20 protein-coding genes are annotated in these 26,972 nt (G+C 72.0%); 4 read left to right on the top strand and 16 right to left on the bottom strand.

From position 1 onward, the window contains the following. Positions 1-7: 7 nt before the first annotated feature. The 7 genes from Pph01_RS36370 to Pph01_RS36340 all read right to left on the bottom strand — a co-directional run bounded on the left by Pph01_RS36370 (position 8) and on the right by Pph01_RS36340 (position 9,838). Entirely contained in the window at positions 8-799 is a 792-nt protein-coding gene (locus tag Pph01_RS36370; RefSeq protein ID WP_204077775.1) for a sirohydrochlorin chelatase, read from the bottom strand. Next, positions 796-1,959, bottom strand: coding sequence for a uroporphyrinogen-III synthase (locus Pph01_RS36365; protein ID WP_204077774.1), 1,164 nt, complete (start codon positions 1,957-1,959; stop codon positions 796-798). Before Pph01_RS36365 ends, Pph01_RS36370 begins: the two co-directional genes overlap by 4 nt. Further along, a complete protein-coding gene (nirD, locus tag Pph01_RS36360) occupies positions 1,956-2,318 on the bottom strand; it encodes a nitrite reductase small subunit NirD (RefSeq protein WP_204077773.1) in 363 nt (120 codons plus the stop codon). The genes Pph01_RS36365 and nirD overlap by 4 nt, the downstream gene beginning before the upstream one ends. Beyond that, the gene (nirB, locus tag Pph01_RS36355; RefSeq protein WP_204077772.1) at positions 2,315-4,783 is read right to left on the bottom strand and encodes a nitrite reductase large subunit NirB; all 2,469 of its coding nucleotides are present in this window, start codon (positions 4,781-4,783) and stop codon (positions 2,315-2,317) included. The genes nirD and nirB overlap by 4 nt, the downstream gene beginning before the upstream one ends. Further along, positions 4,780-6,183: an FAD-dependent oxidoreductase gene (locus Pph01_RS36350; RefSeq protein ID WP_204077771.1), complete on the bottom strand. Its 1,404-nt coding sequence runs from the start codon at positions 6,181-6,183 to the stop codon at positions 4,780-4,782. Before Pph01_RS36350 ends, nirB begins: the two co-directional genes overlap by 4 nt. Beyond that, positions 6,180-8,294 carry a molybdopterin oxidoreductase family protein gene (locus tag Pph01_RS36345; protein ID WP_204077770.1) on the bottom strand — a complete coding sequence of 705 codons (2,115 nt, stop codon included), beginning with the start codon at positions 8,292-8,294 and terminating at the stop codon, positions 6,180-6,182. Before Pph01_RS36345 ends, Pph01_RS36350 begins: the two co-directional genes overlap by 4 nt. Positions 8,295-8,473: 179 nt before the next feature. Further along, positions 8,474-9,838: an MFS transporter gene (locus Pph01_RS36340; protein ID WP_204077769.1), complete on the bottom strand. Its 1,365-nt coding sequence runs from the start codon at positions 9,836-9,838 to the stop codon at positions 8,474-8,476. Positions 9,839-10,051: 213 nt separating this feature from the next. Here Pph01_RS36340 and def point away from each other — a divergent pair, with 213 nt between their 5' ends. Together def and Pph01_RS36330 are read left to right on the top strand one after the other, a co-directional pair. After that, entirely contained in the window at positions 10,052-10,528 is a 477-nt protein-coding gene (gene def, locus Pph01_RS36335) for a peptide deformylase (protein WP_204077768.1), read from the top strand. A gap of 248 nt (positions 10,529-10,776) precedes the next feature. After that, positions 10,777-11,646 carry a peptidoglycan recognition protein family protein gene (locus Pph01_RS36330; protein ID WP_204077767.1) on the top strand — a complete coding sequence of 290 codons (870 nt, stop codon included), beginning with the start codon at positions 10,777-10,779 and terminating at the stop codon, positions 11,644-11,646. Between the two features lie 6 nt (positions 11,647-11,652). Here Pph01_RS36330 and mshC read toward each other — a convergent pair whose 3' ends face one another. The 6 genes from mshC to Pph01_RS36300 form a co-directional block, all read right to left on the bottom strand. Continuing rightward, positions 11,653-12,864, bottom strand: a complete 1,212-nt coding sequence (mshC, locus tag Pph01_RS36325) for a cysteine--1-D-myo-inosityl 2-amino-2-deoxy-alpha-D-glucopyranoside ligase (protein ID WP_204077766.1) — start codon at positions 12,862-12,864, stop codon at positions 11,653-11,655. 35 nt (positions 12,865-12,899) lie between these two features. Beyond that, on the bottom strand, positions 12,900-13,634 hold the full coding sequence (locus Pph01_RS36320; RefSeq protein WP_275412917.1) for an NRDE family protein: 735 nt from the start codon (positions 13,632-13,634) through the stop codon (positions 12,900-12,902). A gap of 82 nt (positions 13,635-13,716) precedes the next feature. Then, the gene (locus tag Pph01_RS36315; protein WP_204077764.1) at positions 13,717-14,478 is read right to left on the bottom strand and encodes an SCO1664 family protein; all 762 of its coding nucleotides are present in this window, start codon (positions 14,476-14,478) and stop codon (positions 13,717-13,719) included. Positions 14,479-14,527: 49 nt separating this feature from the next. Beyond that, positions 14,528-15,106, bottom strand: a complete 579-nt coding sequence (locus Pph01_RS36310; RefSeq protein ID WP_204077763.1) for a DUF3090 domain-containing protein — start codon at positions 15,104-15,106, stop codon at positions 14,528-14,530. Positions 15,107-15,115: 9 nt separating this feature from the next. Further along, entirely contained in the window at positions 15,116-15,817 is a 702-nt protein-coding gene (locus tag Pph01_RS36305; RefSeq protein ID WP_204077762.1) for a histidine phosphatase family protein, read from the bottom strand. Beyond that, positions 15,814-16,632, bottom strand: coding sequence for an undecaprenyl-diphosphate phosphatase (locus Pph01_RS36300; RefSeq protein WP_204077761.1), 819 nt, complete (start codon positions 16,630-16,632; stop codon positions 15,814-15,816). The genes Pph01_RS36305 and Pph01_RS36300 overlap by 4 nt, the downstream gene beginning before the upstream one ends. Before the next feature lie 35 nt (positions 16,633-16,667). Between Pph01_RS36300 and Pph01_RS36295 the strand changes: the two genes are divergently transcribed. Next, complete coding sequence (locus Pph01_RS36295) at positions 16,668-17,603, top strand: aldo/keto reductase (RefSeq protein ID WP_204077760.1); 936 nt, start codon at positions 16,668-16,670, stop codon at positions 17,601-17,603. 577 nt (positions 17,604-18,180) lie between these two features. After that, positions 18,181-19,059 (top strand): hypothetical protein, encoded by an 879-nt coding sequence (locus Pph01_RS36290; RefSeq protein WP_204077759.1) that lies wholly within the window; start codon positions 18,181-18,183, stop codon positions 19,057-19,059. A 102-nt stretch (positions 19,060-19,161) separates the two neighbouring features. Here Pph01_RS36290 and Pph01_RS36285 read toward each other — a convergent pair whose 3' ends face one another. From Pph01_RS36285 to Pph01_RS43495, 3 genes are read right to left on the bottom strand one after another with little or no spacing between them, the layout of a single operon-like run. Further along, a complete protein-coding gene (locus Pph01_RS36285) occupies positions 19,162-21,933 on the bottom strand; it encodes a discoidin domain-containing protein (RefSeq protein WP_204077758.1) in 2,772 nt (923 codons plus the stop codon). 10 nt (positions 21,934-21,943) lie between these two features. Beyond that, a complete protein-coding gene (locus tag Pph01_RS36280; protein WP_204077757.1) occupies positions 21,944-22,687 on the bottom strand; it encodes a DUF7158 domain-containing protein in 744 nt (247 codons plus the stop codon). Next, positions 22,684-26,955, bottom strand: a complete 4,272-nt coding sequence (locus Pph01_RS43495) for a glycoside hydrolase family 38 N-terminal domain-containing protein (protein WP_204077756.1) — start codon at positions 26,953-26,955, stop codon at positions 22,684-22,686. Before Pph01_RS43495 ends, Pph01_RS36280 begins: the two co-directional genes overlap by 4 nt. Positions 26,956-26,972 lie beyond the last annotated feature (17 nt).

The following is a 26,972-nucleotide window of genomic DNA, read 5'->3' as shown; positions in this document are numbered from 1 at the left end:
CCGGCCGTCACGCGTCAGATGCGCCCGTGACGCGTGATCCGCCCGGCGACGGGGAATCCGCGATCAGGGACAGGCTCGGCACGGATGGGGCCTGGACCGTCCGGCGCGGCGACGTGGAGCGCCCGGCGGCGACGGCCTCGTCGAACCTCCGCCACACCAGCGCGGCCACGTCCTCGTCGGCGCCGATGGGGGCGCTGACCGCGTCGGCCCCCGAAGCGATCAGGCGCTCGTGGAAGAGCCCCGGGGCGAGCAGGTAGGACGCGATCACGGCACGGGGGGCGGGCCCGGACCTGATCCGGTCCAGCGCCTGGGACACCGTGGGGCTCCCCGCCGAGGCGAAGGCGGCCGTCACCGGGCGCGAGAGCCGTACGGACAGCAGCCGCGCGGCGGCCCGGACGTCCTCGAGGGCGGCGGGGTCCGACGAGCCTGCCGCCCCGAGGACTACGGCGTCGCACGACCGGAGACCCGCGGCCACAAGCCGCCGGGCGAGCACCGCGGTCAGCAGCGGGTGCGGCCCGAGCTGCCCGGTGACCCGCGCGTCCGGGCGGGTCCGCGCGATCACGGACGGCAGGTCGATGTGCACGTGGTAGCCCCCGGCGAGCAGCAGCGGGACGACCACCACGGGCCCGGGGACTGCGGCCAGCACGTCGGTGAGGGCGGGCGAGCTGAGCTCCAGGAAGCCGAGCTCCACCGGCCGCCCGGGGCGGGCGCGCCGCACCAGCTCCGCGAGGTCGCGCATGACGGCCCCCCACTCCTCGCCGCGGGCCCCGTGCGCAGCGAGGACGAGGGTGGTCGTCATCGTTCGTCCCGCGCGACGGCCAGGCGGTAGCCCCGCTTGACCACCGTCTCCACGATGCCGGAGGGGCCGAGCGCCCGGCGCAGGCGGGTGATCGCCATCTCGACCGCGTGCTCGGCCGAGTCTCTCGACGGGCCACCGGGCAGGACCACGCGCAGTTCCGCGCGTGCGACCACGTGGCCCGGTCGTTCGGCGAGCCGCTTGAGCACCGACATCGGCGCTGGAGGCAGCGGCTTGAGCTCGCCGTCGACGACCACCGCGTGCCCGCGGATCTCCAGATCGTGGCCGCCCGCGACGATCCGCGTGACGCCGCTCACGGGCAGGTGACGGGCGAGGGTGCGCGCGAGCGCGCCGAGCCTGGGCCGTTCCGGCTGGACGACCCGGACGCCGCGGGCCTCCAGTGGGGCGGAGGTGACCGAGCCCACGCAGGCGGCGACCACGTGCGTGTTGAAGGCCGCGATCAGCGCATCCTCCAGGCCCTCGGCACGGGCGGCGTTCAGCATCGCGATCACCGCGGGGGCACTGGTGAACGCCACTGCGTCCACCGAGCCCGTCACCGTCTGGCTCACCAGGCGGCGCAGAGGCGAGGTGTCGCGGTAGGGCAGCCATCGGTAGACGGGCACCTCGATGACCTCGGCGCCGGCCTCGCGCAGCGCGGCGACGAACCCGGTCAGCGGCTCGCCGTGCAGCTGCACGGCGATGCGGCGGCCGCGGAGGTCCTGGGCCAGGAGGTAGTCCTTCACCTCCTCACACGACTCCGTGGCGGGCGTCCAGAAGTCGGTCAGCCCGGCCGCGCGGACCGCCCCGAGCGCCTTGGGCCCCCGGGGAAGCAGCCGGGCGGCCTCGAAGTGAAGGGCGATGTCGGCGGACAGCCCCCACCCTTCGGTCGCGGCCATCCACCCGCGGAAGCCCACACCCGTGGTGATCACCACGTAGTCGATCGGAGCCTCCAGGCAGGCCCGGGTGGCGGCGAGCAGGCCGGTGTCCTCGGCCAGGGGCACCAGGCGGATGGCGGGGGCCTGGACCACTCGGGCGCCGCGGCGCTCCAGCAGCGCGGAGAACTCCTCGCGACGCCGCGTCGCGGTCACCCCGATGGTGAACCCGGCCAGCGCGTCGGGCGCCGTCTCCGGTGCGACCAGGGGATCGTCCAAAAGCGCGGTCATGCCACGCTCACCTCCACGGTTTCGTCGTTGACGCGAATCGGATAGGTCGGGACGACGACGGAGGGGTCGTCCACGCAGGCACCCGTGACGAGGGAGAAGACCTGCTTGTGCATGGGCGACGCCACGCAGGGCTCGCCGTTCCTGGTGCCGACGATCCCCCGGGACATCACGTGGGTCCCGCTGTAGGGGTCCCGGTTCCCGAGCGCGTACAGCCCTCCGTCGAACGTCAGGAAGACCGCCACCTGGTGCGGGCCGATCAGGGCCGCCACACCGCGTTCGGCGATGAGGTCGGCGTGGCGGCAGACCCGCGTCCACGTGCCGGCCTCGGCCGGCGCGTGCGTCACGGCGAGCGAGGTCATGCGCGTACTCCCTCCAGGACGACCGGCACCGGCCGGATCTGGTCACGCTCGGTCTCGAACACGATCGTGGGGTCGGGGATGCCGGGGGCGTTCACGAAGCTGACGAAACGGCGGAGCTTGTCGGGGTCCTCGATGGCGGCGCGCCACTCGTCGACGTAGGACTCGACGTGCCGCTCCATCTGGGCCTCGAGGTCCGCGCAGATGCCGAGGGAGTCGTCCAGGACGACCGCCCTGAGGTAGTCGAGGCCGCCTTCGAGCCCCTCGATCCACGCCGACGTCCGCTGGAGCCGGTCGGCCGTGCGGATGTAGAACATCAGGAACCTGTCGATGACCCGGACCAGGTCGTCGGCGGGCAGGTCCGCGACGAGCAGGTCGGCGTGCCGGGGCGTGAACCCGCCGTTGCCGCCCACGTAGAGGTTCCAGCCCCGCTCCGTCGCGATGATCCCGAAGTCCTTCGACCGCGCCTCCGCGCACTCGCGGGCGCAGCCGGAGACGGCGGCCTTGAGCTTGTGCGGGGAGCGCAGGCCGCGGTAGCGCAGTTCCAGGGCCACCGCCAGGCCCGCCGAGTCCTGCACGCCGTACCTGCACCAGGTGGAGCCGACGCAGGACTTCACGGTGCGCAGCGCCTTGCCGTACGCGTGGCCGGACTCGAACCCGGCCGCCACGAGCCGCGCCCAGATGCCCGGCAGCTGCTCGACGCGGGCGCCCAGCAGATCGATGCGCTGGCCCCCGGTGATCTTCGTGTAGAGCCCGAAGTCGCGGGCCACCTCGCCGATGACGATGAGCTTGTCCGGCGTGATCTCCCCGCCGGGGACGCGCGGGACGACCGAGTAGGTGCCGTTCTTCTGGATGTTGGCCAGGAAGTGGTCGTTGGTGTCCTGCAGCGCCGCCTGCTCGCCGTCGAGGATGTGGCCGTTGCCGAGCGACGCCAGGATCGAGGCGACGACGGGTTTGCAGACGTCGCAGCCGCGTCCCGTGCCGTGTTCGGCGACGAGCTGGGAGAACGTGGTGATCCCGCGGACGAGGACGATGTCGAACAGCTCCGCCCGGCTGAGGGCGAAGTGCTCGCACAGTCCCTTCCCGACGTCGACTCCGGACTCGGCGAGGATGCGCCTGAGCATCGGCACGCAGCTGCCGCAGGTGGTCCCGGCGCGCGTGCAGTCCTTGACGCCCTGAACGTCGGTCAGCCCGGCCTCCGCGATGGCGGTGCGGACCTTGCCCTTGCTGACGTTGTTGCAGGAGCAGACCTGCGCGTCGTCCGGCAGCTCGACGGACGCGCCGGCGCCAGCGAAGAGCAGGTCGCTCGGGGACCCGGGCAGCGCCCTGCCGACGAACGGCCGCAACGTGTCGTACGGCGCCGCGTCGCCCACGCAGATGCCGCCGAGCAGCGTCTTGGCGTCGTCGCTGACGAACAGCTTCTTGTAGACGCCCGCGACGGGGTCGAGGTAGGTCACGTCGAGCGCCCCGGACATCTCCCCGAACTGGGCCACCTCGACGCCGAGCAGCTTGAGCTTCGTGGACATGTCCGCGCCCTCGAACGACGCCGTCCCGCCCATGATCCGGTCGGCGGCGACCTCGGCCTGGGTGAAGCACGGCCCGGCCAGGCCGTACACGGCCCCGCCCGCGAGCGCGCACTCGCCGATCGCGTAGATGTGCTCGTCGGAGGTCCGCATCCCCGCGTCGACGACGATGCCGCCGCGCTCGCCGACGTCCAGCCGGCACGAGCGGGCCAGCTCGTCGCGAGGCCGGATTCCCGCGGAGAACACCACGACCTCGGCCTCGATCGCGTCGCCCTGCGGCGGCACCAGCCGCGCGGCCCTGCCGTCCGGGCCCGGCTCGATCGCCCGCACCCCGCTGCCCGCGTGGACGGCCAGGCCCAGCGCCTCGACGTGGCCGCGGAGCACGGCGCCGCCGCCCGCGTCGACCTGCCGGGGCATCAGCCGGTCGCTCATCTCGACGATGTGGGTGCGCAGCCCGAGCCCGCGCAGGGCGTCCGCGGCCTCCAGGCCGAGCAGCCCTCCCCCGACGACCACCCCGGAGGTGGCCTCCCGCGCCGCATCCCTGATCGCGTCCAGGTCGTCGAGCGTCCGGTACACGAAGCAACCCGGCAGGTCGCGCCCCGGCACGGGCGGCACGAACGGCGCCGATCCGGTGGCGAGCACCAGGACGTCGTACGGCTCGGCCTGTCCCGTGTCCGTGACGACGGTGAGGCCGTCCCGGTCGATGCCGGTCACCCTGCTGCCCAGCTGGAGCGTGACGCCGTCGGGGACGGGATAGGTGAGGTCCTCGGCGCTCCTGCCCTGGAGGTACGAGGTGAGCGCGACCCGGTCGTACGCCGGCCGCGGCTCCTCCCCGAAGACGGTGATCGGCCCGGGGAATCCGCGGGCGACGAGGGTTTCGACCAGCCGGTGCGCGGTGGGCCCGCATCCCACGACGACGACCCGGGTCCCGGGTGCGGAGGTCATGCGCTTACCCCTTCCTGCTCCGACAACCACCCGACGATTCCTTCCACCGCGTCACGGCAGCCGCCGCATCCGGTGGTGGCCGCCGTCGCGGCCGTCACGGCCGGCAGATCCCGTGCGCCGGCCTCCCAGCAAGCCCTGATCTGGCCCTTCGTCACGTTGTTGCAGTGGCAGACCTGCGCCGAGTCGGGCATCCTGACCGGGCTCTGCGCCACCGCGACATCGGCTGTGACGCCGGGGAACAACAGCCCGGCCCGATCCGCGGGGAGTGGTCCTCCCCGGTCGAACAGCCGGGTCAGCGTGCCGACGGCCGGCGTCTCGCCCAGCAGGATCGCCCCGACCAGCCGGCCGTCCCGGATGACGAGCTTGCGGTAGGTGCCGTTTCTGTGGTGGCTGAAGCTGACGATCTCCGCCTGCTCGTCGGTCAGGTGGGTCTCCCCCATCGCCGCCAGTTCGACGCTCCTGGCCTTGAGCCGCGTCACCATGCGAGATCCGCGGTAGCGCGCGGTCCGGTCGGCCCCCGTGATGACGTCGGCGGCGACGGCCGCCTGCTCCCAGGCGGGCGAGACGAGCCCGTAGACCATGCCGGCGTGCTGGGCGCACTCCCCGATCGCGAAGATCGCGGGATCGTCCGTGCGCAGTTCGTCGTCGACGACGACGCCGCGGTCCACCTCCAGCCCGGCGTCGCGGGCGAGGCCGACCACCGGCCGGACGCCGCACGCGAGGACGACCAGGTCGGCGTCCATCGACTCGCCCGTGGACAGGTCCACCCGGTGCTCGTGTACGGCGCTCACCGTCACTCCGGTGCGCACCCGGACGCCGAGCGCCCCGAGGGTCTGCCGCAGGACCAGGCCCGCCTCCGCGTCGAGTTGCCGCTCCATCAGGTGATCGCCCAGGTGCAGCAGCGTCACCGCAACGCCCCGCCCGGCGAGTCCGCGTGCCGCCTCGATGCCCAGCAGGCCGCCTCCGACGACCACCACGCCACGCGCCGACGTCGCCGCGTTCCTGATCCGATCGCAGTCGTCCAGGGTCCGGAACGGCATCGCGCGCTCCGCTCCGGGGATCGGCGGCACCACCGGCTCGCTGCCGGTGGCCAGCACCAGCACGTCGTACGGCTCACGCGTCCCGTCGGACGCGAGGACCGCCTTGCGATCCCGGTCGATCGCGGTCACCCGGACCCCCAGGCGCGCGGTCACGTCGTGCTCGCCGTACCAGGCGGGGTCCACCAGGCGGGCCTGGTCGGGGGTGGAGGTGCCCGCCAGCACGTTGGACAGCAGCACCCGGTTGTACGGCTGCCGCGCCTCCGCCCCGAAGACCGCTATCCGGACGTCCCGGCTCCGCGAGCGCACCTCGCTGACGAGGCGTGACCCGGCCATCCCGTTGCCCACCACCACGAGCCTCACGCGACACGCTCCACCGCGACCGCGCAGACCTTGAACTCCGGCATCCTGGACACCGGATCGAGGGCGGCGTTGGTCAGCCTGTTGACGCCCTCCCAGTGGAAGGGCATGAACACGGTGTCCGGCAGGACCACCGGACTTACCTTGGCCACGGCCTCGACGGCACCGCGCCGGCTCCGCACGCGGACCCTGCCGCCGGGCTCGACGCCGAGCCGTTCGGCCAGGTCGGGGTGCAGCTCGACGAACACCTCCGGGGACGCCTGGTTGAGCTCGGGGATGCGGCGCGTCTGAGCTCCGGACTGGTAGTGCGCCAGGACCCGGCCGGTCGTCAGGTAGATCGGGAAGTCGGCGTCGACGTCCTCGGCGGGCGGCCGGTGGTCCACGGGCACGAGGCGGGCCAGGCCGTCCGGGGTGGCGAAGCGCTCAAGGAAGGGACGCGGGGTTCCCGGATGGGCCGCCTCGCCCGGCCCCTCCGCCGGGCACGGCCAGAACACGCCCGTCTCCGCTGCTATCCGCTCGTAGGTGACGCCCGAGTAGTCGGCGATCCCTCCCTGCGAGGCCCGGCGGAGCTCGCCGAAGACCGTCCCGGGGTCCGCGGGGAAGCCCTCCCGGTGCGCCAGCCGTTCGGCGAGGCCGGACAGGATGGACAGGTCGCTGCGCACGCCGTGCGGCGGATCGGCCGCCCTCCGGCGCAGCAGCACCCGCCCCTCCAGGTTCGTGACCGTGCCGGACTCCTCCGCCCATTGCGTGGTCGGCAGGATCACGTCGGCCATCGCCGCGGTCTCGGACGTCACGATGTCGGAGACCACGAGCAGGTCGAGCGCGCCGAGCCCGCGGGCCACCCGCGCGGCGTCCGGAGCGGAGACGGCGGGATTGGAGCCGAACACGAGCAGCGCCCGCGGGCCGCCGGGGGTGCCGAGCGCGTCGAGCATCTCGAACGCGGACCTGCCCGGTCCCGGCAGGTCGCCGGGATCGATCCCCCAGACGGACGCGACGTGGGCCCGCGCGGCCGGATCGTCGATCTTGCGGTAGCCGGGAAGCTGGTCGGCCTTCTGCCCGTGTTCGCGGCCGCCCTGGCCGTTGCCCTGGCCCGTGACGCACCCGTACCCGGAGCCCTCCCTGCCCGGCAGGCCGAGGACGAGCGCGAGGTTGACGAAGGACGTGACGGTGTCGGTGCCCTTGGCGTGCTGCTCGGCGCCGCGTCCGGTGAGGATCATCGCGCGCTCCGCCTCACCGAGGATCCGCACGGCCTCGCGCATGGCGGCCACCGGCACGCCGGTCACGCGCTCGGCGCGCTCGGGCCACCAGCCCGCGACCGAGGTGCGGACCGGCTCGAACCCGGTCGTGCGCCCCGCCAGATAGTCCAGGTCGGCGTGGCCGTCGGCGATCGCGACGTGGAGCAGGCCAAGGGCCAGCGCGAGGTCCGTCCCCGGCGCGGGCCTCAGGTGGAGATCGGCGAGCTTGGCTGTCCGCGTAGCCCGCGGGTCGATGACCACCAGCCGGCCGCCGCCCTCCCGCATCCTCGTCAGGTGCCTGACGAACGGCGGCATGGTCTCGGCGACGTTGACCCCGGCGAGCAGGACCGCGCCGGCCCGGCCGATGTCGGTGATCGGGAACGGCAGTCCCCGGTCCATGCCGAACGCCCGGTTCGCGGCGGCGGCCGCCGCCGACATGCAGAACCTGCCGTTGTAGTCGATCTGGCTCGTCCGCAGGACCACGCGGGCGAACTTGCCGAGCAGATAGGCCTTCTCGTTCGTCAGCCCGCCGCCTCCGAACACGGCGACCGCGTCGGGCCCGTACCGCTCCTGGACGGCGCGGATACGCCCGGCCACGAAGTCCAGCGCCTCGTCCCAGCCGACCGGTCTCCCGTGGAGGCGCGGCGAGGTCAGGCGCTCGGGCGAATCCAGCAGCCCCGCGGCGGTCCAGCCCTTCTGGCAGAGGCTCCCCGCGTTGGCGGGGATGTCCTCACGGGGCTCGACGCCGATCCCCCCGCCTCCTGCGCGTCCGTCCACGACGTGCATGCCGCACTGCAGCGCGCAGTACGGGCAGTGCGTGGCCGTCCTCATCTGGTCCTGGGGCATCACAGGCCCCGGAGGCGACAGTGAGATCGGCATGGGTCCGATGGTGCTTTCAGGCGGTTTCACAGCGGGGTCCCTTCTGTTACTGCTGTGCTACAAGCCGCTAACCGCGCTCACCGTGCGGCCGGCCGGTTGTGAGCCCTTCGAGGCGCGCCGCGGCGACGTCGGGAAGCCGTGGGATCACGGGCGCGCCGCGGCCAGGCCTGGGCCTGGGGTCACGGGCGCGCGGCGGCGAGGCTGGGGGCGAGCCGCAGCCCCACGGTCCGCAGGTAGCAGAACCACGTCAGCGCGAGACATCCCGCGTAGAAGGCGGCGAAGGCCATGAGCGCGGCGCCGGCGCCGCCCGTGGACGCGATCGACGCGCCGAATCCCCGGTTGATGAAGAACCCGCCGAACGCCCCCACCGCCGAGATGATCCCGATGGCGGCCGACGCGTCCCTGCGCCCGGTCGCCAGCGCCTCCCGGCGCGCGTCTTCGTCGCCCGGCGCGACCTCCGCCAGGGCCTTCGCCCGGAAGATCGCCGGAATCATGCGGTAGGTCGCGCCGTTGCCGACGCCGGACGTGGCGATCAGCAGCAGGTAGGCGCCGAAGAACAGGCCGGGGCTGTGCGCCTCGAGCCCGCTCCAGACCAGGAACAGCGCGCCGGCCATCGCGGCGAAGTTCACGAACGTCACCCGCGCGCCCCCGAGCCGGTCGGACAGCCTGCCGCCGAGGGGGCGCACGAGCGAGCCGAGGAGCGAGCCCGCGAACGCGTACGTCACGAGCGACGTCTCGCCGGGGAACTGCGACTTGATCAGCAGCGGGAAGGCCGTCGAGTAGCCGATGAACGAGCCGAAGGTGCCGATGTAGAGGATCGACATGATCCAGGTCTGCCCTCTGCCGATGATCTTGAGCTGTTCCCTCGGGGCGTTCTTCGCGACGGTCAGGTTGTCCATGAACGCGAAGGCCCCGACCGCCGCCGCGAGGATGAACGGCACCCAGAACAGGCCTGCGGCGGCGAGCCCGAAGGCGCCGATCACGATCGGCATGAGCAGCTGCACCGAACTGACCCCGATGTTGCCGCCCGCGGCATTGAGGCCGAGCGCCCACCCCTGTCTCGACTGGGGGTAGAAGTAGCTGATGTTCGCCATGCTGGAGGCGAAGTTCCCCCCGCCGAGGCCCGCGGTGGCCGCGATCGCGAGGAACGCCCAGTACGGCGTGCCCGAGTCGCCCACCGCCACCGCCAGGAGGACGGCGGGGACCAGGAGCAGCAGCGCGCTGACGACCGTCCAGTTCCTGCCGCCGAACACGGCCGGCGCGAAGGTGTAGGGCACGCGCAGGGCCGACCCCACCAGATTGGGCAGCGCGACGATCCAGAACAGCTGGTCGGTGGAGAACCGGTACGCCCCGAGTTTGACTGCGACGATGCTCCACACGGTCCAGAGGGTGAAGCCGAGGTGCTCCGCCAGGATCGACAGGACGAGGTTGCGCCGGGCGACCCGTGCGCCCGTGCCCTCCCAGAAACCGGGATCATCTGGACGCCAGTCGCTGATCCAGCGCCCCTTCGCCGGGGCGGTCCCCGCTGCCTCGGTCACGGTCATCGTTCCTCCTGCGTCGGATCGGGAGGATCACGAAGCTAGGAGGGGCGCGTTACGCACATTGACTCTCTGTGACCGTGCGGGCGTTACATGTGGCGCACCTGCGTAACGTACGAAATATACCTATCACCCATGCAATACGGATTTAACAAAGGTTGGTACAACGCCAAACTGGGGACTTTCGTTGTGGTGTCGTCTTCGCCGCGGGGAGCGTGCATGACTGTCCGTCAGATCCGGATGTTCGCAGATCCAGTGCTACGGAGCGTAGCCGAACCCGTCACCGTCTTCGACCGGTCCCTCAGGGACCTCGTCCGGTCACTCACCGCCACCATGCGAGCCGGCCCGGGACGCGCCGGGCTCGCCGCTCCCCAGATCGGAGTCCCGCTCCGGGTGCTCGCGTTCGATCTGGACGGCAAGTCCGGGCACATCGTCAATCCGCGTCTCGAACCGTCGGATCGCATGATCGTCGCGGACGAGGCCTGCCTGTCCGCGCCGGGCATGTGGTGGCCGCGGGCCAGGTCGTTCTCTGTGGTCGTCCGCGGCAGGGACATGTACGGCAAGCCGATCACGGTGAGGGCGATCGGACTCCTGGCCAGGGTCCTGCAGCACGAGGCGGACCACCTGGACGGCGTGCTGTTCATCGACGCCCTGCCCGACGAGGACCAGCGGCGTTTCCTGGCCGCCATCCCCTGAGCCGATCCGGCCGCAGGGCCCCATTACCGGACAATGGCTGCGTGAAATGTGCACGAGAGACCATTCCGGGTATTCAGCGTGCGATCAGGACGACAGGATATTCGGCGTCGGTAATATTTCCAGGACATATCGGCTGACAAAGGACCGGTTTTCTGCGGAGAGGAATAGCGAGCGCAGAGGCCGGGGATATCGACGCAACCTCCCGCCGGATGTGGACCCCCGAAGTCCACCGCTCACATGGGAGGGTCATGCCCGCGTTCTCACAGTCCGGCCCGAGGCTGCGCGAAACGCCCGTCACCCGCCGGGCGTTTCTGCTCGCGGGAACCGGGCTGGCCGGCGGCCTCCTGCTCGGAGCGTCGGCTCAGGCGTTCTCCGGAGGGCCGGCCCGCCCGCGCATCTACACGCGCAGCGAGTGGCACGCGGCGCCGCCCAAGACCAAGGCGGTGATCCTCAACCGGACTCCCGACCGGCTCGTCATCCATCACACGGCCACACCCAACACGAGCGACCAGAGCCTGGACGCCGCGTTCCGGCTGTCACGCGCGATCCAGCGTTACCACATGCACCACAACGACTGGGCGGACATCGGCGAGCAGTTCACCGTCGGCCGGGGCGGCCAGATCATGGAGGGCCGCAACAGGACGCTGCCCGCCATCGAGGAGCGCAAGCACGTCATGGGCGCTCAGGTCGCCGACCACAATCGGCACACCCTCGGCATCGAGACCGAGGGCACGTACACGGACGACCTGCCCACCGAGGCCCAGCTCGCCTCCCTGACCAGCCTGCTGGCCTGGTTGTGCGGGGTCTACGAGCTCGACCCCGCCAAGGCGATCATCGGGCACCGGGACCTCAACGCCACCTCGTGTCCCGGTGACCGCCTCTACGCCCACCTCCCCCAGCTCCGCGAGGACGTGGCCCGCAGGCTCGGCGGGCGGGCCCGGTCGGACGACGCACGCCTCGCCCTGCCGGACCCCGCCGTGCCGGACCCCGCCCTGCTCGCCGCGCCCGGCCTCATCATCGAAGGACAGGCGCATCTACAGAGGCCGCTCAGGGCCTACGACCACGGCCCGGGGCTGGGCCCGCACGATCATCCGTGGACGGGCCCCCGGCCTTCCTGAACCCGCTCAGAGCTCGACGCCGAGCAGGGCGTCCGCGACGTCCCGCACCAGGGCGGGGGCCGTCGTGTCGGCGCCCTCCCCCTCGGCCCACTCGTCGATGACCGCGAGGGCCCCCGGGGCGTCGAGGTCGTCGGCGATCCGCTCCCTGACCGCGGCCAGCACCGCCAGGCCGTCCGGGCCGGACGCGCGGCCCACGGCCGCCCTCCACCGGGCGAGGCGCTCCTCGGCCTGCTCGAGCTGCTCCTGCGTCCACTCCCAGTCGGACCGGTAGTGGTGGGCCAGCAGCGCCAGCCGTACGGCCATGGGATCGGCCGCGGGGCGGAGCTTGGAGACGAAGACGAGGTTGCCCTTGGACTTCGACATCTTCTCGCCGTCGAGCGCGACCATGCCCGCGTGCACGTAGGCCCGGGCGTACGGCCACTCTCCGGTGGCCACGTGGCCCTCGCACGCGCCCATCTCGTGGTGCGGGAAGATCAGGTCGGAGCCGCCGCCCGCCACGTCGAACCCACTGCCGAGGTTCCGCAGGGCGATGGCCGTGCACTCCACGTGCCAGCCGGGACGGCCGGGGCCGAAAGGCGACGCCCAGGACGGCTCGCCGGGCCGCTGGGCCCTCCAGAGCAGCCAGTCGAGCGGATGGCGCTTGCCCGGCCGGTCGGGGTCGCCGCCGCGCTCGCGGAACAGCTCCAGCATCAGCTCCTCCGAGTAGCCCGACACCGCGCCGAACTTGGGCGCGGCGGCCACCGAGAAGTAGACGTCGCCGTCGAGCCGGTAGGTCGCGCCCCGCTCGGTGAGCCTGCCCACGAGGGCGGCGATCTCGTCGACGACCTCGGTCACCCCGACGTACTCACGGGGCGGCAGGATGCGCAGGGCCTCCATGTCGGAACGGAACAGGTCGATCTCACGGTCGGCCAGGTCCTGCCAGTCCACGCCGGTCGCCTGGGCGCGCTCGAGCAGGGGGTCGTCCACGTCTGTGGCGTTCTGGGTGTAGTGGACCTCGTGGCCGGCGTCCCGCCATGCCCGGTTGACCAGGTCGAAGGCCAGATAGGTGTTGGCGTGCCCCAGATGGGTGGCGTCGTACGGCGTGATGCCGCAGACGTACATCCGAGCCTGTCCCGACGGCCTGGTCTCGCGAACGTCGCGGGCGGCGGTGTCGTACAGACGGAGCGGAACGCCCGAACCGGGCAATTTGGGGATGTTCGGCGCAGACCACGATCGCATGTTGTGCAGCCTATCCGCGTGACCGCGGGCTGGGCTCAGGCGGGATCACCCGTATCCACCCGATACCAGGACGAGGGGTCCCCCGGCGTGGGCCAGAAGTCGAAGCGCACGCCCTCCTCGGCGACCGCGACGAGGCTGACGGACAGGCTCGCGAAGACCCGGCCGTCCTCCAGCCGCTGCCGGAAGATCAGCGCCCTGGGGTCGTCGACGGCCAGCCCGGCGCCCGACGCCAACTCCAGCCACTCTCCCCAGAATCGATCAGGGGAGCCGCCGTTCAGCCATCGCGGGCGCTGCGCGTACGCGAAGGCGGGGCGGAAGGCCGCGACCCGGGGATGATCGTCGCCCCGTTCCCAGCCGCTGTTGACCAGCATGTGGACACCCTGCGGCAGCTTGTCCTCGGCGAGCCGCTCACCGTCCCAGCTCCACAGCCGTACGCCGTCCAGACCGGCGACGACGAGATGGAAGGGGTCGTACCGGAACAGGTCGATGCGCGGGAGCTCTCCCGCCTCGGCCGCCTCGAGGGGCAGGTCGCCGCGCGTGCGGCGGAGCTCCTCGGGCGCGGGGACCCCGTGGCCGTTGAGGAGCACGCCCACCCGCCGGGCGGCGGGGGCGACCGCGAGCCAGGTGCCGCCGGCCTGAAGGTCCCGGCCGCCGATCAGCCCCGGCCGATCCGGCCAGTGCCGGTCGGGAGACAGCCACGGCCGCGTGACGAACTCGTCACGCACCCCGACCAGGAGCACCGGAACCTCGGCTTCCGGCTCCACACTCACGATGACCGTACACAACGTGCGTTCCCTCCAGAATCGGTAGAGACTCCTGCAGAGTGCACAATCAGAGCATTTATCGCAAGTACTAGATCGGCGGCCATGGAATCGCCGGCCAGTCCTCTGACGGATACGGATGGATGCCGGTCTGGAGCAGCCGCTTGACCCGCAACCACGTGGCCTCCACCTCGGCGGGCGTCAGCAGTTCACGCAGCCGCCTGCCCAGCCGTCCGCGCTCGAGGTCGCGCTCCAGGCCCGTCAGCATGGTCACCGCGTCGCGGGACAACTGCTTGCCCCGCCACTGCCATAACACCGTGCGCAGCTTGTCGTCGGCCGAGAAGCACACACCGTGGTCGACCCCGTAGACATGCCCGTCCCCCAGCGGCAGCAGGTGGCCGCCCTTGCGGTCGGCGTTGTTGACCACCGCGTCGAAGACCGCCATCCGCCGCAGCCCCGGGTGCCGGCTGCGGACCAGGGCCAGCAGGTCGGCCTCGGGATCGGTGTCGATCCACAACTGGACCATGCCCGGGCCGAACGGGCCGTCGCGGTAGACCGTGGGCGGGACGATCCGCCAGCCGGTGGCCGCCGCCACCTCGTAGGCCGCCACCTCGCGCGCCGCAAGGGTGCCGTCGGGGAAGTCCCACAGCGGGCGCTCACCGCGCACCGGCTTGTAGACGCACGCGGCCACCTGCCGGCCGAGGCGTATGGAGCAGTACAACGTCATGTTCGTCGCCTCGACGAGCCGGCCGGCCACGTCCAGCGTGCCGTCGCGCAGCAGCCGCATGGCGGTCTCGTCGTCCAGCCCTGACCCGTCGAGGTCGCCGGGGGTCGGCTCGCCCTCAGCCGTCATCCGGCTCCCTGCCCGGCCGCCCCGCGGGCGGCCATCCTCGTGGTCTCGCTCACACCGACAGCCCCCCGGGGTGGTGGCCGTTGAGGCGCACGCAGATGTGGCCGTCGGGGTCAAGAGGCTGGCCGCACAACGGGCACGGAGGCCGCCCGGCCGCCACCACGTCGAGGGCCCGGCGGCTGAACGCGCGCGCGGCGGCGGGGCTGATCCGGACCCGGAGAATGGCGGGCTCGAGGCGGTCGTCGTCGACCTCCATGACGAACGGCTCGTCGTCCTCGTCGCCCTCGGTGGCCTCCTGGGCCTCGATCACGACCTGCGAGGTCTCGGGGTCCCAGGCGAGCGCCATGGTCCCCACCCGGAAGTCCTCGTCGATGGGCAGGTCGAGGGGGCCCTCGTCGGTCAGGTCGGCCGGGGCCATGGCGGGCACGGGCGCACGGCCGCCGCTGCGGCGCAGCACCTCGTCCAGCAGCTCGTCCAGCCGATCGGCGAGCACGGCCACCTGGAATTTCTCGAGCGCCACGGTCGTGACCCTGCCCTGACCTCGGGCTTGCAGGAAGAAGGCCCGTGCACCCGGTTGCCCGACGGCACCGGCCACGAACCTGTCAGGCGGATCATAGTCGAAGACCGGCATAGCCCGACCCTATGTCGTCCCTGGTCCACCGCCGACAGCGGCGTCGCTCCCGGTGGGGTTTTCTCCCCCGTCTGACTCTCCCGCAACCTCCTCGCGAGGCATCAGATCGGCGACATCTCCCCCGATGTCGTTGGATCTGAGCAGGAAGGGACGCAAGGGGGTGTAGCGGATCGCGGTGAGCGACGCCGGGTCCGCGGTTATCCGCTGGAACTGGTCGAGGTGCAACCCGAGGGCGTCCGCCACGATCGCCTTGATCACATCACCGTGGCTGCAGACGACATAGGTCGCCTTCTCGCCCAGCCGCTCGTTCCAGTCCCGTACGGCCCGCACCGCCCGGCTCTGGACGTCGGCGAGCGCCTCGCCGCCCGGGAAGACTGCCGCGCTGGGATGGGCCTGCACGACCCGCCACAGCGGCTCCTCGGCCAGTTCCTTCAGCGGCCTGCCCGTCCAGTCGCCGTAGCCGCACTCGCCGAACCTGTCGTCGGTCTGCACCGGCACGGCCCTGTTCCGGGCGACCGCGGCGGCCGTCTCCTGGCAGCGCTCCAGCGGGCTGGAGACGATGGCGTCGAGTTCCAGGGACGCCAGGCGCCGGCCGAGCGCCTCGGCCTGCTCGCGCCCGCGCTCGTTCAGATGGACGCCGGGGGTCCACCCGGCCAGCACGGGCCCCGTCATGGCCGTGAGGCCGTGCCGTACGAGCAGGACGGTCGTCACGAGGAGATCACGCCCAGGCTCAGCAGAGTGAGCAGGAAGGTCCCGGCGAAGACCCGGTAGATGACGAAGATGTTGGTGGAGTGCTTGGCGACGTACTTCAGGAGCCAGGCGATCGAGGCGTACCCCACGATGAACGAGACGACGGTGGCGATCACCGTGGGGGTCACGGGCACCCCACCGCCGTCGCCGAAGTGGCGGAACTCGAAGAGCCCGGAGAGGACCACCGCGGGGATCGACAGGAGGAAGGAGTACCGCGCCGCCGCCTCACGCGTGTAGCCGAGGAACATGGCGCCGGTCATCGTCGAGCCGGAGCGCGAGGCGCCGGGGATCAGCGGGAGCATCTGCCAGGCGCCGATGATGAGGCCGTCGCGCATGGTGAGGTCGCCGAGCTCCTTCTTCTTGCGGCCGAACTGGTCGGCGAGCAGCAGAAGGAGGCCGAAGACGATGAGCATGGCCGCGTTCAGCCACAGGTTGCGCGCGGGGCCCTCGATCGCGTCCTTGAAGACCAGACCCGCGACTCCGATGGGGACCGTGCCCAGGCCGATGTACCAGCCCATCCTCGCGTCGAGATCCTGACGCAGCTCGGGCGTCCACAGGCTGCGCAACCAGGTCGTGAAGATCCGGATGATGTCGCGCCAGAAGTAGATCACCACTGCCGCCATGGTCCCGAGTTGGATGACCGCGGTGAACGCGGCTCCCGGGTCGGCCCAGCCGGCGAGCTTGGGAACGATGAGCAAGTGCGCTGAGCTCGAGATCGGCAGGAACTCGGTGAGCCCCTGGACGATGCCGAGAATGGTGGCCTGAAGTACGTCCATGGTCCGGACAGCCTATCGGCTAGTCTTACCCCGCAATGGATCAGCGATTTGTCGGGCGCAGCGGTCTGACCGTGTCCCGCATCGGCCTCGGCACGATGACCTGGGCCCGCGACACGTCCGCCGAGGAGGCCACGGCTCAGATCACCGCGTTCGCCGACGCCGGGGGCACGCTGATCGACACCGCCGACGTCTACGGCGGGGGCGACGCCGAGCGGCTGATCGGCCGGCTGATCCGCGACGTGGTCCCCCGTGACGAACTGGTGATCGCCACCAAGGCGGTCCTGACCTCCGAGGGCGGCGCGGACGGCTCCCGCCGCCACCTCATCCGGGCGCTCGACGCCTCGCTCGCCCGGCTGGGCCTCGACGAGGTCGACCTGTGGCAGATGCACGCGTTCGATCCGCGCATCCCCCTGGAGGAGACGCTCGCCGCCGTCGACCACGCCGTCTCCACGGGCCGTACGGCATACGCCGGGGTGTGCAACTACGCCGGATGGCAGCTCGCGGCCGCGGCGGTCTGGCAGCGGGCGGGCGAGTCCCGCGCACCCCTGGTGGGAGCCCAGGTCGAATACTCGCTCCTGGCCCGCGAGGCGGAGGTGGAGGTGTTCCCCGCGGCCGACCACGTCGGGGCGGGCGTACTGGCCTGGTCGCCGCTCGGGCGTGGCGTGCTGACCGGGAAGTACCGCACCGGGATCCCCGCCGACTCCCGGGCCGCGACCCCGCACTTCGCCGAGTTCGTCCGGCCCTATCTCGACGAACGCGGCCGCAGCATCGTCGAGTCCGTCTCCACCGCCGCCGATGGCCTGGGCGTGTCTCCCCTCGCCGTCGCCCTCGCCTGGGTCCGCGACCGCCCGGGCGTGTCGTCGGCCATCGTCGGCGCCCGCACCCACGCCCAACTGCTCGGCGTGCTCGAGGCCGAGCACCTGACCCTCCCCCGCGAGATCCGCGACGCCCTCGACGACGTGAGTGTCTAATTGCGCTCGTGTTTGATTGCCGGCCCTCCGGTCCGGCGGGCTCGGGGCGCAGTGTTTGATGGCGCTCGCTCCGCTCGCGCGTGCTCGGGGCGCCCTTTTTGGCGGCGTCTTCCCTCGTCGTTCGGGGTCGCTCGTTCCTCGCTCCCCACTCTCTCCTCAGTCCAGACACCGCCGCGCCCCTCGCGTGACGGTTGCGCACCGCAGGCAGGTCTTCGTGACCCGTTTGCAATGGGTTCCGGGGGGATCGAGCTCCAGGATCATGCGAGGGGCGCGGCCGGGAGCTGGACTGAGGAACGCCCGCAGCGAGGACGTGACGAGGGAAGTCCCGGCCTAAAGGGCGCCCCGAGCCCGCCGCGCCGGAGGCGCGGCAATCAAAAACGAGAGACGGCCTCACGTATCACGCATCGATACCGAATCGCAACTTGGTGCTGCATAACTTGGTGCTCCGGCGAAGAGTGGCAAGAGTAGCGCGAGACGAAGTTTGTGGGACGGAAGGGGACAGATGGGGATCGCACGTAATGCCTCCGCGATATCCGCCGGGGCATTGGCGTTCGCTCTCACTGGTGGGATTCCCTTGGTGGCGGCACAACCGGCGCAGGCGATGGACTGCACGGGGAGCGGCCTGATCTCCTCGGTGACGGGCGGCCTGTGCTCGATCCTCGGCGGCGTGGGCGACACGGTCGACGGGGTGACGGACGTGGTCGACGGTGCGACGGGCGGTCTGACGGCACCCGTGACGAAGGGCGTCGACGACGTGGTCGGCGGGGTGACGGAAGGGACGGGCGGCGCCGTCAGCGGGGTCGGAGAGGCGGTCGACGACACCGTCGACTCCACCGTCGATGTGGTGGGGGGAACGGTCAAGAAGGTGACGGACCCGCTGACCGGCACGTCCGGAGGTTCCGGAGGGTCGGGGGGCTCGGGCTCCGGTGGATCCGGCGGCGGCACGCCCGGCGAGGGGGCGGAGCCGACCCCGGGGGCGTGCATCGAGTTGCCGGTCCTCGGCGGCGACTGCGACGGGGAGCAGGCCGCGCCGCCGCCGGCGAAGCCGCCCGCGAAGCCTCGGCCCGCGGACCGGCCCCCGGCCAGGACGCCCGCGGGAACGCTTCCATCCGAACCGGCCCGGACGATCGAGTTGCCGCGATTCACCCCGGCGGGCGGCAAGGACGTCGCGCCGGACCCGCGTGTGAACCTCGACGAGGACGGCGCCATCCCCCTCCTGTGGCCAGGCAACCAGGAGATCCCCGGGCTCAAGGGCGGGCTGAAGTCCGATCCGGTGCGTCCGTCCCAGCCGTACGACGCGGCGGGAACGGCCCTGACGGCGGCGCTCCTCCTGTCGGCGGTGCTGGCCACGCGTGTGGTCTCGGCGCGGCGGGCCCGGATGGAGCAGCTCGAGTCGATCCCGTTCGAGGGTGGTGTCCGCCCGGCGCGGACGTCCGGGCGGCATCGTCTCGCCTGAGCGTCACTCGGCGGCGCACAGGCGGGACGCCGGTGAGGGCCCGGCCGAGGAGGCATCACCTTCCTCGGCCGGGGGCTCGTCCGCGGCCTTTCCTCTGGAAGGTCAGGCCGGCGTGACGGTGTAGGTCGTCCCCTGCTGGGTGGGGAAGTTGATCTGGTCGTTGGCCGTGGTGAAGGCGACCGTGGAACCGTCCGCCCTGGCGACCCGGACCGCGCGTCCCGGCCAGGGGTTCTGGAGACGTACGGCCTTGCCGGCGAGGCTGGTGATGTCGACGTAGCTCACCTGCCCTCCGGCGCGTGCACTCGAGACGAGCATGCCGCCCTTGTCCCGGAGCTTGACGAAGGAGCCGTTCTTCGACGACGGCCAGACGGGGAAGACCCGCATGACGCCGCCGTCGGTCTGCAGGAGCATGTCGTCGATCGCCTCGATCGCCCCGGTCTTCTCCAGGCCGTGGAAGGGATCGCGGATCCGCAGGTTGGCGGCCATCTTGCCGTTGATCTGGGCCTTCAGCTTGTCGATGAGACTCTGGGCGGGGTAGCCGACACGGGCGGCCTGGGTGAACACCTTGGGGAAGCTGTTGTCCTGGCCCCAGGAGTTCATGACGTCGAGCGTGGTGACGGCGGTCTGCCTGTCGGCGGCGGGCCCGTTGATTCCGAGTACTTCACCCGGGTGGACGAACTCGAGGTTGACGGTGTTGTCGCCGGGGTGGATGTCGCGGGTGTCGCCGCCGGTGATCGTGCCCGGGTCGGCCAGCGCGTAGACGGTCTGGCCGTTGTAGGTGGTCTTCGGCGTGGGCGGCAGCTTGGACAGGATGCCCTGCCAGGTCGTGCGCGGCCCGGAGTCGACGTTGAGGTCGACGCTGGCGTTGATCAGCGAGGTCAGCAGGTGCTTGAGCAGGCCGACGTCAGGGCTGGAGTTCTTCCCCCAGGTGCCCTCGTGCGGCCCCGACCACAACACGTACCGCTGGGCGGCCGAGTCGAACTCCAGGTAGTTCTGGAAGAACGCGGCGACCTCCTTCATGAAGGGGTAGGCCGTGTTCTGCAGGAACGCCCGGTCCTGGGTGTAGTCGTAGTAGGAGATGTACTGCGTCGCGGTGAACAGCGAGTTCACCACCTGCTGGTGGTAGTTGTCGTCGGCGGTGGCGCCGAACGGGGCGATGCCGACCGGGAAGAGCACGCCGTTCGGCATGCCCCCGCTCGGGAAGCGCCTGCTGATGTAGTCGGGCTTGACGCGCGTGAGGTCCTGCTGGGCCCTGCGCCTGGCCTCCGGCAGATAAGCCGTCACCAGGTCGAAGTACGGCAGGGCGAGCTCGGGCCGGTTGCTCGAGTAGGCGCCGTAGAAATTGGCCATCCAGTTGTAGTTGAGGTGCATGTCCCCGTTGAACTGCGGGAAGTCGCTCGTCGCCCAGATGCCGTACAGGCCGGGAGCGGTCTTGCCGGCCCGGCTGGCCGAGCCGAGCAGGTAGAGCGAGCCGTAGTAGAACCGCTCCAGCGTGTCGTCGTCGAGGTCGACGTACGACTTGAGCCAGTACTGCTTCCACCAGTCGACGTGCCCGTTGTAGAGGCCGTCGAGCGAGCCCGCGCTCTGGGCGTCGGCCAGTGAGCGGGCGGCCGGAGCGGGGTCGGCCGGGTTGGGACCGCCTCCGGCGACGCCGGTCACGATGTTCACCGTCTGGCCCGCCGGCAGGTCGAAGGTGAACGTGCCCGCCGCGCCGCTAGCCGTGGGCGCGCCCACGAGGCTGCCGCCGACGACACGGCTGGCGAGGGACGCCCGGGAGACCCACCTCGATCCGGCCGCTGTCTGGCGGGTGGCCCAGACGGTGTTGCCCGAGACGCCCGAGGTGCTCGTGAACCCGGAGCGCGCGTCGGGGGAGCCGGTCGCGGTCTGCACCTTCAGCCGCACGGCCGACGAGCCGAGCGACGTGATGCGGGTGACGACGAGGTTGTCGGTCGCGCCGGTCCAGGTCGTCATCGAGACGGGGGTGCCGCCGATCGTCATCGACGTCTCGACGTCGCCCTTCAGGATGTTCTGCTCCTCGGTGAACGGCCCCGAGGGGGTGGTGGAGCCGCTCCCGTTGTACAGCTCGAACTGGCCGATGCGGCCGCGGGGGTTGTTGATCGAGTCGGTCGTGGTGCCCTGGGTCGGCTCGGTGATGTTCAGCCGCAGGTACCGCGCGGTCCGCGTGGCGAAGGTCCGGTCGGTGACGTTCGCGGTGTTGCCGGTGACGGTGTCGACGGTGGTCCAGGTCGAGTTGTCGGTGCTGACCTGGAGGGTCCAGTTCTTGGTGTTGTTGGCCGTCTCCGCCGGGCGTGCCGCGGCATCGTGCCGCAGGACGTACCGGTTGAAGGTCTTAGCCGTACCGAGGTCGAGGGTGAGCGTCTGCGGCTTGCCGATGTCGGACACCCAGCCCTCGTAGCCGGACGCCCATCCGCCGTTGACCGCCCTGGACGGCGGGAAGGACGGGTGGGAGCTCGACGCGGTCGCCGTGGCGCCGAGCGCGAGGTTGCCGGAGCCGCCCGTGCCGGACGCCGGGGTGATCGTCACCGAGCCGAGCGCGACGAAGGACGGGTTGGGATTCCCGGTCCAGAAGTCGCCCTTGGAGATGTAGAAGGTCTTGTAGCCGTCGCCTCCCGCGGAGGTGACGCCGACATCGCCGTTGCCGAGCAGCGCGGTGTCGGGCATCGAACGGCTGACCGCGCCGGTGTAGGCCTGGTCGGTCCAGCGTCCCTTGATCGCGCCGACGATCTGCTGGATCTGGGCCCACTGCTGGTCGGGCGTGGGGGTCGCGGCCCTGGCCGGTCCGGCGGTCAGCAGCGAGGTGGTGAGGGCGGCGGTGAGAGTTGCGGCTAAGACTGCTTTTCGCGGTCTTCTCATGGGGGGCCTCTCAATGGCGGTGGGTGTGGTCCGGGTGGCCGATGTCCCCGGGGTGTTCGAAACCGGGCATGAGCTGCGCCCGGGCACAGTGGACGTCGGCCCACAGGGCGAAGTGCCGCCGCCGCCGCGCGGCGAGCAACGACGCCCTGATGGCCTGCGCCACCTTTTCGAAGCCGATCTCGCGGCCCTGGAACGGGCCGACGGTGAAGGTGTGGCCGTCGAGCGGGCCCACGTGGGAGCCCTCGGGAGCGGAGAAGACCGCCTGGTCCGCCGGTTCGGGCAGTTCGCCCGGCGACACGGTGTACCACCGGCCTCCGTTGACCGGCCTGCCGTCCCGCCAGTGGGTCACCAGCCTGGCGGTCCTGGTCCGGTACCTGTCCTGGTTCTCGGCGTAGTAGCGGAGCACGTCCGGCTCGGGGACGGTGACGTCCGCCGTCATGTCGCGGTAGAGCGCCTGGGCGAGCGGGTCCTCCGACAGGACGGCCGCGACGACGCTGCCGAGCTCCAGCCTCGCGACCGCGTCGAGCCGAAGAGGCGGCGTCTCCGGGGTCGCGACGACGCCGCGCCTGGCAGCTTCGTCCGCGACCACCCGCTCGGCGACCATGATCTGGGTCACCCAGCGGCGGAGCTGACGCCCCTCCGTCGTGCCGTCCGCCGGCAGCAGGTCGCCGCGCCGCCCGTCGCGGAGCAGCGTCACACGGCGCTCGACCTCCTCGACGGTGATGGGGCTGCCCGCCACGATCGCGGCGATCATCGGCCGTCCCGCACGCGCAACGGGACGGCGGGCGAGTACGACACCCGGCCGAACCACATGCACTTCACCAGGACCCACCACGTACCGGGCCGCGCGTCCAGCGGCGCGCCGGCCTCGATCACGAGGTCGGCGGTGGCGCCCGCGGGCACCTCCACAGGATGGACGCCGGGGCCGACGAGGTCCCACGTGCCCCAGGGGCTGATCACCTGGGCCTCTCCCCTGATGTCGAAGGCGGCCAGGTTGCGCAGCCGGACCGTCCACGAGCCCTGCCGCCCCGGTGTGAGCTCCAGCCCGTCGGCCGGCACCTCCACCTCGAGCAGGCCGGCGTCTCCGCCTCGGGCTGGGCGGGCGTCCCCGTCGACGAAGACGACGTCCTCGTGCGTCTGACCGCCGTACTCGAGCCGGACCGCCACGGGCCACGGACCGGGCCCGGCGTCCGCCGGCGGGGTCAGCGCGACGTCGAACTCCGTCCAGCCGCCCGGGCCCAGCCGTACGGGCCGGTCCCGGGGGGAGGCGTCCCAGCCGTCCGGAACCACGACGGACACCTCCCCTTCTCCGGCCGCGTCGGTCAGGTCGCTCGCCAGGGTCACGCGCAGCCGAGCGGGTTCGTCCGCGAGCGGGTCCTCGGAGGCGGCGCGGACGTGGACGCTCATCGGCTGGTAGCCGAGCGGCGCCGAGCCCCGGTTGTGCAGCCAGAACCGGGCGAAGACCGGCTGGGCGGGCTCGGCCGCCGGGCCGAGCCGCTCCACGGGCCCGTCCGCCTGGCCTGCGGGTTCCGCGGAGTCGTCCGGCCGGGCGCGCAGCACATACGTCGCGACCTGGCTGGGGCCGATGTCGGCGTGGAGGACGCCGTCGCGGGTCTTGGCCTCGCCGGTCTCGACCTCCAGGACGTCGGCGAGCGCGGCCTCCGCGAACGGCACGTGGGAGCCGAGGGTGAACGACGCCTCGCGTCCGTGGGGTTCGTACAGGCGGGCGGTGACGCCGTCGCGCGGATCGGCCGGCCGCGCCCGGCCGTGGGCGGTGGGGTTGCCCGCGGCCTTGAAGGCCGCCAGCACGGCGCCGCCCTCCACGTTCAGCAGCGCGGCCGAGGACGGCAGCCGCCCGTCGTGGGGCTCTTCGACGACGGCGCGCAGCGGGTGGTTGAAGTCGTGCGCCCGTGCCACGATGCCCGCGTCCCGCCAGTCCCCCGTGCCCGACGCGACCGCGTAGTCGAAGGTGTGGGTCCAGTGCTGGAGCTGGAAGCCGCTCCCGTCCGGGGTGGTCCGCCTCGGCGGGTCGATCCAGACGCCGGAGGGCCAGCCGGTGCACGAGCGCATGAGCGACAGGTGGAGGCGTCCCCTCGTGTCGACCGCGAATCCGGGCACGCCCCGGTTCAGCACGGCGACGGTCCGGTGGTCGAGGTCCTCCTCGCCGAACAGCTCGGACGGCTGGCTCACCTCGATCACGCTGTCGGCGAGGTCGGCGACCAGGTCCGCGACGGCCTCCCGGACGTCGCCCCTCGACGCCACCACGAGAACCGGCAGGTCGCCGGGCTCCCGGAGGTCGGCCTCGGGGTGGAAGACCTCGGTGACCGGCCGGGTGGCGGGGATCCAGAGCAGCGCCCGTCCTTCGGCTTCGAGAGCGCGCTCGAGTTCCCGGGCGTAATGGGGGTCCGCGGCCGCGAGGACGGCGGCGGTGAACTCGTTGTCGGCGGGTCCGCCCACCACGATCCGGGCGTCGGGCAGGTTGGAGTCGAACGACAGCAGGCCGTACCTGTTGCCCTCCGCGTGTGTGCACGTCGCGGTCACGCCCGACTGGGCGAGCCGGACGGCGAGGTCGCGGCCCAGCTCGGCGGCGTCGCTCTCCCGCGGCACCACGATCTCGGCGACGCCGACGGCGTGCGACCTGACCGGCCCGCCGTCGCCGGGGCGCAGCACGACTCTGGCCATCGAGCTCAGTCCGAACCACTGGTAGGCCGGGTTGTCGAGCGTCCAGGGGTGCAGGGCGGCGTCGACGTCGGGGTGCGCGAAGGAACGCCCGACGACCGCGTGACCGACCTCGGAGACCGGCCGCGCACCGGCCACGAGGGACGGCCAGCGCAGCCGTACCAGCTTGTCCTCGCCGTCGAAGCCGTCCAGGCGGGTGCTGCAGTCGACCCGGCCCACCCCACGCCACAGGGTGATCACCTGGGTGTAGCCGAGCGTGCCGATCGCCCCCGTGACCGTGACGCGCTCGCCCAGCGCCGAACGCTCGGCGACGACGGATATGGCCGGCGCGGACGCCGATCCGGCCGACACCCCCGTGGGCACCAGGTGCCAGGGTCCCTCACGGAAGACGGGATGCTCGGTGTACTCGTCGTAGACGACGATCTCGTTGCCCACCTCGCCGGGCGTGACGAGCTCGTGGCCGGTCGCCAGGTCGACCAGGCTCCGCACGGCTCCCCCTCGCTCGGGGTCGACGGTCAGCCGGTGGTGCTCGTTGGCGATGACCGGCGAGCCGTGCGGCCGCCAGCCCGCGGCCTCGGGGGCGCCCGACGCCGCCAGGTGATAGGTGCGGTAGCCCACGGAGGGCACCTCGGCGGCGACGAACACCACCTCGGCCGCGGCGTCGTCCTGCCGCTCGACGACGACGGGCACGGCGGCGCCATCCTCGTCCGTCAGGCCATAGAACGGGGCAGGCACGGTGACGCGGACGACGTCGGTGCGCGGCCAGGCCATGGCGTTGAACACGACGACGGCGCGGCCCCCGGACCCGGCGCCGGTGTCGACGCGCGCGGCGAGATGGCGCAACGCGGCGTCGTGCACCTGGCCGGCCAGATCGAACGCCTCCCGCCAGCCGGCCAGCAGGTCGAGGTAGACCTGGTCGGACTCGGTCCCGGTGATCGCGTCGTGGTGCGCGCCGTACACGAGCTGCCGCCAGGCCTTGTCCAGGGCGGCCTCGGGGTAGGCCGCGCCGCCCGCCAGGCAGGCCAGCGCGGCGAACTTCTCCGCGTCGAGCAGCTCGTTCTCCGCGGCGCGCTGGGCCTGCTTGGTGTCGATGTAGGACACGTCCTTGCCGGTGTAGACCGGGTTCATGTCCCGCGTCTGCGGCGACAGCCGGGCTCCGGTGGCGGCCAGCTCGGCCGAGACGGCGCCGAAGAAGTCGCGGGGCAGCGCGCACAGGACGCGGGGCCAGGTGTAGCGGGAGTTCCAGTCGCGGTGGATCTCGGTCAGCCACTTGTTGGGCGGGCTGTAGTCGGTGCCGACGGGGATCAGCACGTTCCGCGTGGCGGCCACCTTCTTCATCCGCAGGAACAGCCCGTAGACCGACTCCTCGGCGTCGGCGAGTGTCTGCGCCGAGTCCATCGACCAGCCGGCGCTGTAGTGGGCGGCCATGAAGTTGGTCAGCAGGCCGCGCCCGCTCGGCGAGATCCACTCGAACTCGCTGCGGAACTGCATCCCGGACGGGTCGCCGTGCGGGGTGTCGTAGGTGCCCATCTGCAGCGAGGGCCCCCACTGGTGGAACGGCCCGCGCGCCCACGCGCTGGAGGTCAGTCCGGCGTCGGCCATCAGGCCGGGGAACTGCGGGTCGTGCCCGAACGCGTCAAGTTGCCAGGCGGTGGCGGGCTCGCCGCCCAGGATGTCGCGCTGGAACCCGACGCCGTAGACCGCGTTGCGGATCGTGGTCTCGGCGCCGGTGAGGTTGGTGTTCGGCTCGTTGTAGGTGCCGCCCATGATCTCCAGGCGTCCCTCGGCGACCAGCCTGCGCAGGATCTCGCGGTTCTCCGGGAAGGCGTCCCAGTAGGGCTTGAGGTAGTCGACCTCCGCGAGCACGAAGCGGTAGTCGGCGTCGCGCCTGGCCAGCTCCAGGTTCGCGTCGATGAGCTGGAAGGCGGTGAACTGGAAGCTCATCCGCACGTCCTGGGCGTCCGGCAGCGCGTCCCACTCGCTGGCGTATCCGGCCTGGGTGTTCCACCAGACCGGGTCGTAGTGGAAGTGGGAGACCAGGAACACCGTCCAGCCGGGTTCCGCGACGGTGAGGGTGCCCCGCCCCGACGCCGTGCCCTCCCCGCCCGCCGCCGCCACCGTGACCTCCACGACGCTGCCCGGGGCCGCGTCGGTGCTCACGGGGATCTCGTGCGTCCCCGTTCCCGGCACACCGGACAGCGTGCCGACGGCGCCGCCGGAGACGGTCAGGTCGAGAGGCTCGGTGGGCGAGGTCGCCGAGGTCCGTACGCGCAGGACCTGGCGGGGGGCGTCGTCGGGACCGACGAAGAGCTCGGTGGACTCGACGGCGTCGATCGTCAGCATGAAGGGCCTTTGCTCGA

This window comes from Planotetraspora phitsanulokensis (assembly GCF_016863295.1).
Taxonomy (GTDB): domain Bacteria; phylum Actinomycetota; class Actinomycetes; order Streptosporangiales; family Streptosporangiaceae; genus Planotetraspora; species Planotetraspora phitsanulokensis.
This window is presented reverse-complemented; position numbering and strand designations above follow the sequence as displayed.

What these genes read in the sequence shown, in the direction of transcription:
- Pph01_RS36370 (WP_204077775.1), bottom strand. Translation starts at nt 799, where the DNA reads ATGACGACCACCCTCGTCCTCGCTGCGCACGGGGCCCGCGGCGAGGAG.
- Pph01_RS36365 (WP_204077774.1), bottom strand. Translation starts at nt 1,959, where the DNA reads ATGACCGCGCTTTTGGACGATCCCCTGGTCGCACCGGAGACGGCGCCC.
- nirD (WP_204077773.1), bottom strand. Translation starts at nt 2,318, where the DNA reads ATGACCTCGCTCGCCGTGACGCACGCGCCGGCCGAGGCCGGCACGTGG.
- nirB (WP_204077772.1), bottom strand. Translation starts at nt 4,783, where the DNA reads ATGACCTCCGCACCCGGGACCCGGGTCGTCGTCGTGGGATGCGGGCCC.
- Pph01_RS36345 (WP_204077770.1), bottom strand. Translation starts at nt 8,294, where the DNA reads ATGCCGATCTCACTGTCGCCTCCGGGGCCTGTGATGCCCCAGGACCAG.
- Pph01_RS36340 (WP_204077769.1), bottom strand. Translation starts at nt 9,838, where the DNA reads ATGACCGTGACCGAGGCAGCGGGGACCGCCCCGGCGAAGGGGCGCTGG.
- def (WP_204077768.1), top strand. Translation starts at nt 10,052, where the DNA reads ATGACTGTCCGTCAGATCCGGATGTTCGCAGATCCAGTGCTACGGAGC.
- Pph01_RS36330 (WP_204077767.1), top strand. Translation starts at nt 10,777, where the DNA reads ATGCCCGCGTTCTCACAGTCCGGCCCGAGGCTGCGCGAAACGCCCGTC.
- mshC (WP_204077766.1), bottom strand. Translation starts at nt 12,864, where the DNA reads ATGCGATCGTGGTCTGCGCCGAACATCCCCAAATTGCCCGGTTCGGGC.
- Pph01_RS36315 (WP_204077764.1), bottom strand. Translation starts at nt 14,478, where the DNA reads ATGACGGCTGAGGGCGAGCCGACCCCCGGCGACCTCGACGGGTCAGGG.
- Pph01_RS36310 (WP_204077763.1), bottom strand. Translation starts at nt 15,106, where the DNA reads ATGCCGGTCTTCGACTATGATCCGCCTGACAGGTTCGTGGCCGGTGCC.
- Pph01_RS36300 (WP_204077761.1), bottom strand. Translation starts at nt 16,632, where the DNA reads ATGGACGTACTTCAGGCCACCATTCTCGGCATCGTCCAGGGGCTCACC.
- Pph01_RS36295 (WP_204077760.1), top strand. Translation starts at nt 16,668, where the DNA reads ATGGATCAGCGATTTGTCGGGCGCAGCGGTCTGACCGTGTCCCGCATC.
- Pph01_RS36285 (WP_204077758.1), bottom strand. Translation starts at nt 21,933, where the DNA reads ATGAGAAGACCGCGAAAAGCAGTCTTAGCCGCAACTCTCACCGCCGCC.
- Pph01_RS36280 (WP_204077757.1), bottom strand. Translation starts at nt 22,687, where the DNA reads ATGATCGCCGCGATCGTGGCGGGCAGCCCCATCACCGTCGAGGAGGTC.
- Pph01_RS43495 (WP_204077756.1), bottom strand. Translation starts at nt 26,955, where the DNA reads ATGCTGACGATCGACGCCGTCGAGTCCACCGAGCTCTTCGTCGGTCCC.